The following is a 12581-nucleotide window of genomic DNA, read 5'->3' on the forward strand; positions in this document are numbered from 1 at the left end:
AGTTTTGCACTCTTTGCTTGGTAAAATTGTTACAGTTTATTACTTAAACAATGCTTCGAGCTGTGGCTGTGATGGGGCAAACCAATAGGCGCTATTAACAGCTTTTGAGAAATCAATTAATTTGTCATAAATACCATCATCGGTTAGACCAAACATACGCTCAAGTTGAATTTGAAAGCGTTGTTGTTCACAGGCAAACCCTAAAAAGTAAAGCCCTTTTTCGTTGGCGTTACCAAATGGCACACTACGGCGATAGAGTTTCATCGCAACATTATCTACTTTGACATCTGTACGGCTCACATGTGAGTTTTCAGGCATATCATCACCTTCTAACTCGATGGAATCAGGTTTAGTACGGCCAATTACTTTCTCTTGCATTTGCGTTGGCATTTTTGCGAATTCACTTAAGTCATGAACCCATTTTTGGGTTAAAACAAAACTGCCGCCAGCATGTGAGTGTGTGCTTGGCAAAAGCGCAGCTTCCGCTTTTGCTGCTAAATCTTTAGGGTTAGCACTGCCATCAACGAATCCAGTGAGATCTCGATTGTCTTTGTAGCGGAACCCAGGGCACTCAAGGGCTAATATCGCAACCTCAGCAAGCTGGATTTGACACTGTTGCATCGCATCAAACACATTATCTACCTCATTATCATATAACCAAATAAGTAGATCATGTTGGGTAGCTGGTGCAGTATGACCAAACGGGCCCGAGAGGGTAGCAAAATCGTCAAAGGTGAGTGAATCAGCTTTACTATCTAGGTGCTGCCAAAGACGTTTACCAAATGCAACAACATAACTGCAGTCAATGGTTTGAGTGATGGTTTTAAGCGCGTCGGTTAATTGGGATAGCGTATCAGCATCGCGGTTTGTAATGACATACTCTAAGAAATAGCTGTGTCGATTAGTTTCATTAAAAATGCCTGGCTGCGCATGTTCCATATCTAATACCCCTTATTTTGTTTTGGCTACATTAACCTAGGGTCTGTTGATCTTTCAAGTTCGTTTTTGCAGCAGTTTGACTAGTTTTTTTGAGCGCACTTTTCTCATTGTTGCCTACATGGGTGTAGGTAAGGGGCGTTAGCAGGACGCGGAAGCTTTGCTCGATATTCGCTTAGATTGCTAGGCCACACATCAAGCGACGCGATAAAAGCACGCTCAAAGAGAACAAAAAGAGAACAGCAAAGATCAATAGACCCTAAAACCAAGACAAAAAAAAGCCCGCTTAGGCGGGCAGTTTACTCAGGGTTTATCTTAAACTATTGGCTTCATAGCTGACATATAACCACGCAGCGTTTCACCAATGACTTCAACTGGGTGAGTGCGAAGTGCTTTATTCACCTCAATTAAACGCGCGTTATCAACACGGTTATCCTCAGTTGCTAGACCTTTACCGATAACATCAGTGTTTACAGTACCCATAAAGTCTTTCAATAATGGTAAACATGCATGGTTGTACAAGTAACAACCGTATTCTGCCGTATCTGAGATTGTTGCGTTCATCTCATACAACTTCTTACGCGCAATTGTATTTGCGATTAACGGCGTTTCATGCAGTGATTCATAGTATGCAGATTCTTCTTTAATACCTGCCGCTGTCATGGTTTCAAAAGCAAGTTCTACCCCAGCCTTAACCATAGCAACCATTAGAATGCCTTTATCGAAGAACTCCTGTTCAGTGATTTCGTCACTGGTGTTTACTTGTTGTTCAAAGGCGGTTTCGCCTGTTTCTTTACGCCAACCTAATAGCTTTGCGTCATCTTCAGCCCAATCCGCCATCATACCTGACGAGAATTCACCACTCATGATGTCGTCCATGTGCTTGTTATAAAGTGGACGCATAATCACTTTTAGCTCTTCAGATAAATCAAACGCTTTAATTTTTGCAGGGTTTGATAAACGGTCTAGCATGTTGGTTACACCACCATACTTAAGTGCTTCTGTGATTACTTCCCAGCCATACTGAAGTAGTTTTGACGCATATGCCGCATCGATACCTTGCTCAACCATTTTGTCAAAGCACAGTAGAGAGCCAGTTTGTAGCATGCCACAAAGAATAGTTTGCTCACCCATAAGGTCTGATTTTACTTCTGCAACAAAAGAAGAAAGTAACACGCCAGCACGATGACCACCGGTGCCTGCCGCATATGCCTTAGCTTGTGCAAGGCCTTTGCCTTCAGGATCGTTTTCTGGATGAACAGCGATAAGTGTCGGAACACCAAAGCCACGCTTGTATTCTTCACGAACTTCAGTACCAGGGCACTTAGGAGCAACCATGATAACGGTAATGTCTTCACGAACTTGCATGCCTTCTTCAACAATATTAAAACCGTGTGAGTAAGCAAGCGTTGCACCTTGTTTCATTAGTGGCATAACCGCTTTAACTACGCTGGTGTGTTGCTTATCTGGTGTTAAGTTAAGTACTAAATCGGCATCTGGGATAAGTTCTTCGTATGTACCTACAACAAAGCCATTGTCTGTTGCGTTGATATAAGATTGACGTTTTTCAGCAATTGCTGACTCGCGTAATGCGTAAGATACATCTAAACCTGAATCACGTAAGTTTAAGCCTTGGTTAAGGCCTTGTGCGCCACAGCCCACTACAACTAGTTTTTTACCGACTAACGCATCAACCCCATCGTTAAACTCTGATGGATCCATAAATTCACATTGCGCTAACTGTGCAAGCTGCTCGCGTAACGGTAAGCCGTTAAAATAATTCGTTGCCATGTCTAATTCCTAATAATCAATTGTGCGCTGCGTTTTGCAGCATTGAATTAACCTTAAAAGAATTTATTAATTGCGTAAAATGATATATTTGAATTATTGTATTACAAAAAATGAAATAAAGGGTTGATGTGGATATAAAACGCCTGCAATTGTTCTTGTTATTGGCTGAGCAACTTCATTTTGCAAAAGCGAGTGAGCTTGCCAATGTCAGTGCACCAACTTTAAGCCGCAATATTAAACAGTTAGAAGATGAAGTCGGGGCAATCCTTTTTAATCGCAATAAACGCAGTGTCTCCTTAACTAAACAAGGAGAATCTTTTTTACGTTATGCGCGCACAACGGTCACTGAGTGGCAAATGTTTCGTTCTTCTTTAAACGAAGCGGGTGAAGCCTTATCAGGTGAAGTGCAACTGTTTAGTTCCGTTACGGCCACCTATAGTTTTTTATATGACTTACTGAAAAAGGTGAGGTTGGCTCACCCTCATATAGAAGTGAAGTTAAATACAGGGGATCCCGCCCTTGCTATCGAACGCGTTATGAAAGGGTTTGAAGATATGGCCATTGCGGCAAGACCTGATAAATTACACGAAAGTTTGGCTTTTTATTCACTCGGGTCCTCACCACTTGTGTTTATTGCGCCCAATGATGATGGGCCTTTAGGCTCAATGATCAATGATGCAATCAATGCTCGTGCAGATATACCTTGGCAAAAATTACCGTTTATCGTGCCTGATCAGGGGCTTAGTCGGAAGCGTTTAGCAGATTGGTGGCATAAAAATGGCATTAATCCACTGATTTATTCTAAAGTTGCTGGCAACGAGGCGGCTGTTTCGATGGTAAGTTTAGGATTTGGTGTGGCACTTATTCCGAAAGTTGTTGTCGATAATAGTCCAATTAAAGATAAAGTACAGATTTTGGCAATGCCCGATCCTGTGCCAGCTTTTGATGTTGGCTTAGTTACAAAAAAAGCACATTTACAGCAGCCAATCATGAATGCTATATGGCAATTGCTTAAGTAGCTAGGAATAAAGTACTATAAGTTGACTAGATTTTGTCAGGACGTGTAAGTAATTGTAATTTTTGTTGCAGGATTTACATGACTTGGTAAAGTGCGCGTGTTTTCTCGGAGATAGGTAATATTGAAGCACCTTATTTACATTGCGATAGTGTGTTTTAGCTTATGTTCAAATGCTAGACAAACGAATGAACTGATTAACCCAGGGCAACTGCGCTTGGGAATAGCATTTGGCATGGGCACAATTACCAACCCATTACATGATGGCGATAACTTTCCATTAGTGCTAATACCTGATATTGCATACTATGGCGAGCGGTTTTATTTCGATAACGGCCAATTAGGCTTCACATTTTTAGAAAAAAATCGCCATGTAGTGAGTGTTGTTTCCGAGTTTAACCCCGAAAATCGCTTTTTTGTTACTTGGCACCCTGCCAACGTATTTATTAATAGAAACGCTTTCACGGAACCAGCATCACGAGACAGGATATCCATTTCTGAAATAAATCGTCCCGACTGGGCATTGGATGGGGGGGTTAATTATCAGTATATCGCAGAATCATGGCGTTTTTCTGCCGATGTTCTGCATGATATTAGCGGAGTTCATTCAGGTCATCGTGTGGCATTAAGCCTTGCCAAGGGCTGGTATTTTGATTCAGGGGTTTTGAGTGTGCGTTTGGGGCTAGATTATTTATCTCACAAACTCGCAGATTATTATTATGGTATTCAGGCCGACGATAACGTTGATCTAATTTTTGAGCAAGATGCCGCATTTTTGCCGGCACTTGAACTCAGTTGGCAAATGCCTATTAATGAGCGTTTTGGTTTGCTTGCAAAAATAAAATACCACAATCTTGGTTCTTTAAGTGATAGTCCTTTATTTTCGAGTGATGAGAGCGTGACAATATTTACTGGGGTGACTCATGTTTTTTAAATATTGTATGCTGGTAGTATGTTTATTGAGTACCTGTTTTGTTTCTGCGGCTGAAAATACAGTGTTTCAGTTAACCCCAGCGGTATGCATGGTGCAAAACAGTGATGATGTTTGTCAGATTAAACTTAATTTTGAGTGGGAAATAGAAACACCTGCCAATGTGTGTATTTTGCGTGACCAAACCCCACTAAAATGTTGGCAAGATGCAACAAATGGTAATTTTAGTTATAAAGCGGACGTTCAGTTTGGCACGGTATACTCCTTAGTGAATCGTAAAAGCGGTGAAAAAATTGCAACGGCTAAAGTCAAAGTGCAAAGCAGTAATAGCAAATTTCAACGTAAACGACTTCGTACCCCATGGAGTTTTTTCTAGGAGATACTAATGGCACACATTTTATTAGTAGAAGATGATTTAGCCTTACAACAACTAACAAAAGATTACCTCGAGCATAATGGTATGACGGTCGATGTTTTGAGTAATGGCGCTGATGTGATGGCGGCACTTGAAACAAATATGCCTGACTTAATGATTTTAGATGTGATGTTGCCCGGTAAAGATGGCTTTAGCGTGTGCCGAGAAGTGCGTGACCGCTATCAGTTACCTATTCTGATGCTAACTGCGAAGGGTGAAGACTTTGATCAAGTTATCGGTTTAGAACTTGGTGCCGATGATTACGTTATCAAACCTGCAGAACCACGTGTTTTACTGGCACGTATTTCAGCATTACTGCGTCGTGGCGCGGTAGAAAAAAGTACTGATGAATTGCGTTTTGGCACACTGACTATTGATAAAAATAGTCGAATCGTCAAATTGATGGGCAATGAGGTCAGTCTGACCTCTCATGAATTTGAATTATTATGGCTGCTGTCTAACAGTGCTGGTCAAGTATTAAGTCGCGACTTTGTACATGAAAAAATGATTGGTCGTGAATATGATGGGCTTGATAGAACCGTTGATGTACGCGTTTCACGACTGCGTAAAAAGCTGGGTGACAACAGTGACAAACCATATCGAATTAAAACGGTTTGGGGACAAGGATATTTATTTGTGTCAGATGCTTGGGGTTAGTTATAACTCCCTAGGAGATTAGATGGGCAAGTTATTTCTTAGCCTCTATGCCTACATAATCATATCTATTTTTATTTTAAGTGGCGCGCTTGAAAAGCTATGGCCGGAACCAACGGGCATTGAAGCGTTGCCGCTTGCGCCGCAAGTGAGTGCATCAATTTCAGCATTAGCTGATACACCTCAAGGTATTGATAAGTTGAAACGAATTTATCAAAACCAAGTCATTCCTACCGACCAAATTGCATTTTTACCTGAACAATTAACCAATTTGCAGAAGGGGCAGGCGGTTCCCGTGTTTGATGGACCAAAGCAAGTGATTTGGTATCTTCAATTGAACCCTCAACACCTGCTTAAAATTGGCCCTTATCGCTTTGACAGTAATAGCTACGATTCAATTTGGCCATTTATCATCATGCTAATGGTAATCGGAGTTCCCGTTGCGGCATGGAGTTATTGGCTGTGGCGCGATTTTAATCAGCTTGAGCATGCATGTAATAACATCAATGCACCTGAAGATTTGCAATTAAACGGTAATGATAAATCAGCGCTGTTGCCAATTAAGCAAACTTTAATTGCAATGAAAGAGCGCATCAAGCACCTACTTGATAGCCAACGTGACCTGACATCATCGGTTTCACATGAATTTAGAACGCCGCTAGCAAGGCTTAAATTTGCCATCGCTATGCTAGATGATTTGCATAGTAATGAAAAAAGTAAACCGTATTTAGAGAGCATGCAGTCAGATATTCAGGAGCTTGAATCTTTGGTGACTGAAATGCTGGAATTCGCCAAGTTAGAGCGGGAAAAACCAACACTTAACTTAGAACACTATGATGTGGTTGAGCAAGTCACTGTACTTGCAAATAAACTGGGGTTTGGCAGTGATATCAATATAAAGATCGAGGCAAAACCAACACTTCTGATTACGGCAGATGCACATTTTATTGGCAGAGCAATGCAAAACTTTATTGGTAATGCATTGAAATACGCCGAACAGCAAATTAGCATATCCATCATTCAAGAAGCAGACAGTGTTGTGTTGAAAGTTGCTGATGATGGCATTGGCATAGAGCAATCGCAATGGGACGATGTATTTAAACCGTTCACGCGCCTAGATAAAAGCCGCAATAAAAAAATCAAAGGATTTGGTTTAGGATTAGCGATTGTGCAAAAAATTATCACTTGGCATAGCGGTTGTTGTTACTTAGAAAAAAGCCCGTTAGGTGGTGCTTGCTTTGTGATGAGGCTCCCCCAAGAAAATTTAATCAAGTAACCTAGGTTTTTTTGATCCAGCTTACAGTGTGGACGATTAATTATTGTTAAATTTCGATTGCGTAAATAAAACATTAAAATAAACTAAATGAGATTGATTCTCATTGGATTTGAGGTTTATAATAGCGTTAGTTTAAAAATCTTCACTAATAAAAATTATTTAATAGGTCTAACAATGATTAATCTTCGCAAATCTGCATTAGCATCTGCTGTACTTGCAGCGGCAATTGGTTTAACTGGTTGTGGTGGTAGTGATAGTAAAGACTCTGGTGAAACACCGGTAACGCCTCCTACAAATCAAGCACCTACTGATATTCAAGTTTCTACATCTATGATTACTGAAGATACACTGGGTGTAGTTGTTGGTGCATTAACTGCAACTGATGATGCAACAAGCGGACATACATTCACTGTTTCTGATGAACGTTTTGAAATTGTTGATGGTGAACTTAAAGTTAAAAATCATTTAGCGATTAACTTTGAACAAGAAACAGAAGTTACTGTGAGCGTAACTGTAACTGATGCAGATGGCTTAACTTTCACAAAAGACTTAACGCTTAATGTAGCTGATGTTGATGCGGTTGCTGGCGTAAATACCTATGAATTTAATTCAAAACTAGGTGAGGGTTCTTCAGTTTCTTACACAGGTCAAACTGCGCGTCATGCACTTTCGGCAGAAATCAAACACTACATGGGTTTAATGTCAGTTGAGTACATCGAGACTAATGGCATTATGGCTGCTGATGTAAGAGCTAAACTAGATGCACTTTGGGGTGATTATGCGGCGGTTGCAGACTCATCTATTTCTCATCTAGGCTCAGATTTATCAGCTTATAAGCAAAAGTCATTTTCTGAAATTTCAAGCACAGGCAAAGAGTTAAGTGGCAAAATTGCAGGTAATGATGCAAGCAAAATGTATCAGGATTGGTTAGTAGCTGGCACGTTCAAAGGCTGGAATGATTTCGGTACACGCGCTGCAACGCCTGAAGGCTTAGTTGAGCATTACTTTGATTTATTTATTGCTCAAATTGAAAAAGTAAACGCAGGTGAAGCATTAGTTGATGCAAATGGCGTAGCAATTGCGCATGCCTACATCACACCTGAAGGTTTAGATTTAGTTCAACTAGTTCAAAAGCATACCTTAGGTGCACTAATGTTCTCACAAGGTGCTGATGACTACCTTGGTGAAGGTCTTGAGACAGACAATAAAGTAGCGCAGAAAGAGTCAGCAAAATACACAGCTCTTGAGCACCAATTTGATGAAGGTTTCGGCTACTTTGGCGCTGCGCGAAACTACCTTGAATACTCAGATGAAGAAATTGCGAAAAAAGGTGGCCGTGAAGACTACCAAGGCAAAAACGACACGAACCTTGATGGTGTAATCGATCTGGCGTCAGAGTTTGTATGGGGCAACTCTTCAAATGCAGCAAAACGTGACCTTGGCGCAACGGTAACAACTGACCTAACGGCGCAGGCAATGCTTCACTTTATTGCTGGTCGTAAAATGATTACTGATAACCATGGTTCAGACCTAAGCGAGTTCTCAGCTGACGACCAAGCTAAATTCCGCGAGCATGTTTTCCAAGCTGTAAATGCGTGGGAAAAAGCAATTGCTGCAACAGTTGTTCATTACATTAACGACGTGATTGCTGATATTGAAAACATTGAAGACGGTGAATATACCTCGGCAGAATTTGCAAACTATGCAAAGCATTGGGGTGAAATGAAAGGCTTTGCTCTTAACTTCCAATTCAACCCATATTCACCGTTTGCAAATCATGAGTCGAATCCGAAGAAAGATACTGTAGGTGAAGCAAAATTTGTGGAAATGCATGACTTATTCGGCGACATGCCAGTACTTGCTGACGCTGATGCATTTGCACAGTACAAAGCACAATTAATTGCAGCGCGCGATATTTTAGATGATGCGTTTGATTTTGAAGACGCGAACTCTGAAAACTGGTAATTTAAAAAACGCTTAAATTAATAAAAGGTTAGTGACTTAGGTCACTAACCTTTTGCTGTATTTATTATTCGAGATTTTAGGATAAATTTATGTTGATATCCGCAAAACTTAAACCGATAGCACTTGCGACCTCTTTAGTTCTCACTTTAGCTGCATGCTCTGAAGACACAACAAGTACGCAAGGCCCAAATTTCGGCGGTGGCACAACTGACCCAGGTAATGGCGGTGGTACCAATTTTGACGAAAAAGCCTTGGTTGCCAATTTAGTTGATAATGTAATTACTCCAACATTTACAGCCTTTAACCAGCAAGCTACTGCAAATCATGCAACGTTAAGCCAGTATTGTTCAGTTGAAAAAGCAGCTGCACTCGGCGAAGCATCAGAAGAGCAACGACTTGATGCGTTAACAAATGCGCAAACTAGTTGGCGAGATACCACAACCCTTTGGCAACATGCAGAAGTGATGCAAATGGGTCCGCTGGTTGAGAATGAAGGTGAGCTGCGTAATTTAATTTATTCATGGCCTGCGAAAAGTTTATGTGGCGTCGATCAAGATACGGCATATTTTGAAGATGGTGTAATTAATTTAGATTCAAACAGGCCTTATGATATTAAGCAGCGCACGGCAACTCGCCGTGGCCTGGTAAGTCTCGAGCACCTCCTTTTCTCTGAACAATTAAATCACAGCTGTTCGATTGCTAATGATGCACTTGCTGATTGGAATAACAGAACGGATAGTGAGCGTCGTATTGCACGTTGTGAATTCGCTGTTGAAGTGGCAAGTGACCTTGTTGATAACAGCCAAGTGCTTTTAGACAAATGGAATGGTGACACGGGTTATGCAATGACGCTTAAAAATGCAGGCGAGGTTGGCAGTAGCTTCGATTCTGCTCACCAGGCGGTCAATGTAATCTCTGACGCATTATTTTACTTAACAGAAGAAGTAAAAGATAAAAAGCTAGGGATTCCTCTTGGTTATGAGAGTAACTCATGTGGTTTAGAAGCGTGTCCTCAGGACGTTGAATCGCCAATCGCTGCGCAGTCATTAGCTAATATCCAAGCAAATTTAGCGGCTTTTGAAAAACTCTTTACAGGCAATGGTTCGGTTGAAGGTAACACCACAGGCTTTGATGATTTTCTTGTTGAGGAAGAAGGAGCGGACACCAAAGATGCGATGTTAACAGGCCTACAAGAATCTAATCAGGTAATTGAGTCAATTAATGGTTCACTTCAGCAAGCGCTAGTAAGTGAAAAAGAAAAAGTTGAACAGACACATGCCAAAGTAAAGGATGTGACCGATCAACTTAAACATGATTTTATAAATAAGCTTGCCCTTGAGCTACCAAAATCTTCCGCTGGTGATAATGACTAGAGCTTTATGAACATGAAAAAAACACTATTAGCATTAGCAATTGCAAGTTGCACCACACCTGTTTTAGCTGATGAGCAAAAAGCCAATAAAGATGATATTGAGCACATAACAATAATTAGTCATGGTGATAAGCTTCGCACTGAGTCAGGCTCTGCAACACTGCTCTCCGAAGTCGAATTAGAAAAATATGAATACGATGATATTCACCGTATTTTGGCTAAAGTACCGGGTGTAAATATTCGTGAAGAAGATGGTTATGGCTTACGTCCAAACATTGGTTTTCGTGGTGTAACACCAGAGCGCAGTAAAAAAGTAACTATTTTAGAAGACGGTGTGTTAATTGGCCCGGCGCCATATTCAGCCGCAGCAGCATATTATTTCCCTGTTACCACGCGTATGACGGCTGTAGAGGTCTTTAAAGGTCCTGCAGCAATTAAACATGGGCCGCAAACTGTGGCAGGCGCGCTAAATATGGTAACACGCCAAGTACCTTTTGAACTTACTGCAGGGATTGATATTGCCGCGGGCAGTGATGGTTATGCTAAAGCGCATGGTTATTTTGGCACTGACGTCAGTAAAAATTTAGGTGTGTTAGTTGAAGCAGTACGCCTGCAAGCGGATGGCTTTAAAGAAATCGACAATGGTGGCGATTCAGGCTTTGAAAAAAATGACTTCTTATTCAAAACCAAATATTTACTTGATGGTGAACAGTTTGATCAAAGTTTTGAATTTAAGCTTTCGTATGCCGATGAAAACTCAGATGAAACCTATTTGGGTTTAACTGACGCTGATTTTAAAGCGAACCCTTACCGTCGCTATGCTGCATCACAGCCTGCCAATATGGATACTGAGCATTCGCAGTTTATGTTTACTCATAATGTAACAAATGATGTGTTTTCAATGACCACACGTTTGTATCGTAACGATTATGAGCGTGCATGGCGTAAGCTTGGAAAATTAACAGGCTCAAATGCAAGTTTATCAGATATTATGACCGATCCGCTATATTACGAACGTGAATACAACGTGATATCGGGCCAGCAAAATTCTGTTGAAGCAGGCTCTAATGCCATGTTTTTGGTGATGGGCACCAATGATCGTGAATACTATTCGCAAGGTCTTCAAATTGATGCAGATTATAATTTCTCACTATTGAATCTTGATCATCAATTATCAGTGGGCGTGCGTTACCACGAAGATGAAATTGAGCGTAAGCACTTCGAAGAAAAATATGCAATGACGGACGGTTTTGCAGTGAGAACCGAAGAAGCGAAAGTATTTACAACGCAAAACATTGAAAGTACAGAAGCTTTATCTATTTACATTGAAGACACGGTTAAGTTCGGTGACTTAACGGTATCTGCGGGTGTGCGCGGTGAAGACATGGATATGTTCTATACCGACACGGTTGATAAAGATGATTGGCAACGTAAATCGACAACCATTTGGTTACCGGGTGTCAGTGGGTTTTATCAACTGACCGAAAATGCAGGTGTTCTTTTTGGTGTGCACCAAGGCTTTGTACCAAGCAGCCCAAAACAAGACTCAGAGATTGAAGTTGAAAAGAGCATTAATTACGAATTTGGTGGCCGTTTTAATGATGGGGCAACTAACTTTGAAATTGTTAGCTTTTTTAATGACTACAGCAACTTAAAAGAAAGTTGCTCACAATCAAGCTGCGGCATTGATGAGGAACTTGACCAAGAGTTTAACGGTGGCGAAGTGAATGTGTATGGTGTGGAAGCGCAACTTGCGCAAAGCTATCCAATCAGCACGCAATTCGATATGCCGTATAGCTTTACTTATACCTATACAAAATCTGAGTTTCAAAATGATTTAAATTCTGACTTTGTGCAATGGGGTAAAGTTGAAGCGGGAGATTCACTTCCTTACCTTCCTGATCATCAACTGAACTTTGAAATTGGCCTTGCTGCAAATAATTGGGAAACCAATCTTAATTTCAAATATGTCAGTGAAATGAAAGAAGTTGCAGGTGAAGTTGTTGATAAACCAGTTGGCGTTAATACTCTAGAGGGTGTTAAGACTGACGCTAGTCTCATTATTGACCTTTCAGCGAGCTACGATCTTGGCGAATACGGCCGTATCTATGGTAAAGTTGATAACTTAACTGATGAAGCTTATATTGTCAGCCGTCGCCCATATGGTGCAAGACCAAGCAAACCAAGACAGTTTGTAATTGGATATAAATACCAATTCTAACTTTT

At 40.9% G+C, this 12581-nt stretch carries 10 protein-coding genes; 8 read left to right on the forward strand and 2 right to left on the reverse strand.

Translation table 11 applies throughout. The features are described from left to right. Positions 1 to 39: 39 nt before the first annotated feature. Positions 40 to 939 carry a Dyp-type peroxidase gene (locus OM33_RS08200; protein WP_038640747.1) on the reverse strand — a complete coding sequence of 300 codons (900 nt, stop codon included), beginning with the start codon at positions 937 to 939 and terminating at the stop codon, positions 40 to 42. Positions 940 to 1251: 312 nt separating this feature from the next. Beyond that, positions 1252 to 2727, reverse strand: coding sequence for a ketol-acid reductoisomerase (ilvC, locus tag OM33_RS08205; RefSeq protein WP_038640749.1), 1476 nt, complete (start codon positions 2725 to 2727; stop codon positions 1252 to 1254). Between the two features lie 128 nt (positions 2728 to 2855). Here ilvC and ilvY point away from each other — a divergent pair, with 128 nt between their 5' ends. The 8 genes from ilvY (at position 2856) to OM33_RS08245 (ending at position 12576) form a co-directional block, all read left to right on the forward strand. Next, positions 2856 to 3746 (forward strand): HTH-type transcriptional activator IlvY, encoded by an 891-nt coding sequence (gene ilvY, locus OM33_RS08210; protein ID WP_038640750.1) that lies wholly within the window; start codon positions 2856 to 2858, stop codon positions 3744 to 3746. A gap of 120 nt (positions 3747 to 3866) precedes the next feature. Next, complete coding sequence (locus OM33_RS08215) at positions 3867 to 4676, forward strand: MipA/OmpV family protein (RefSeq protein WP_038640752.1); 810 nt, start codon at positions 3867 to 3869, stop codon at positions 4674 to 4676. After that, positions 4666 to 5049 carry a DUF3019 domain-containing protein gene (locus OM33_RS08220; RefSeq protein WP_052140944.1) on the forward strand — a complete coding sequence of 128 codons (384 nt, stop codon included), beginning with the start codon at positions 4666 to 4668 and terminating at the stop codon, positions 5047 to 5049. Before OM33_RS08215 ends, OM33_RS08220 begins: the two co-directional genes overlap by 11 nt. A 9-nt stretch (positions 5050 to 5058) precedes the next feature. After that, complete coding sequence (locus tag OM33_RS08225) at positions 5059 to 5745, forward strand: response regulator (RefSeq protein ID WP_038640754.1); 687 nt, start codon at positions 5059 to 5061, stop codon at positions 5743 to 5745. Positions 5746 to 5767: 22 nt separating this feature from the next. Continuing rightward, positions 5768 to 7018: an ATP-binding protein gene (locus OM33_RS08230; RefSeq protein ID WP_038640756.1), complete on the forward strand. Its 1251-nt coding sequence runs from the start codon at positions 5768 to 5770 to the stop codon at positions 7016 to 7018. Positions 7019 to 7192: 174 nt separating this feature from the next. Further along, positions 7193 to 8983: a DUF4856 domain-containing protein gene (locus tag OM33_RS08235; RefSeq protein ID WP_038640758.1), complete on the forward strand. Its 1791-nt coding sequence runs from the start codon at positions 7193 to 7195 to the stop codon at positions 8981 to 8983. 89 nt (positions 8984 to 9072) lie between these two features. Then, the gene (locus tag OM33_RS08240) at positions 9073 to 10356 is read left to right on the forward strand and encodes an imelysin family protein (RefSeq protein ID WP_038640760.1); all 1284 of its coding nucleotides are present in this window, start codon (positions 9073 to 9075) and stop codon (positions 10354 to 10356) included. Between the two features lie 12 nt (positions 10357 to 10368). Beyond that, entirely contained in the window at positions 10369 to 12576 is a 2208-nt protein-coding gene (locus tag OM33_RS08245; RefSeq protein WP_081991124.1) for a TonB-dependent receptor family protein, read from the forward strand. The last annotated feature ends 5 nt before the right edge of the window (positions 12577 to 12581 follow it).

It is taken from the genome of Pseudoalteromonas piratica (genome assembly GCF_000788395.1).
GTDB lineage: Bacteria > Pseudomonadota > Gammaproteobacteria > Enterobacterales > Alteromonadaceae > Pseudoalteromonas > Pseudoalteromonas piratica.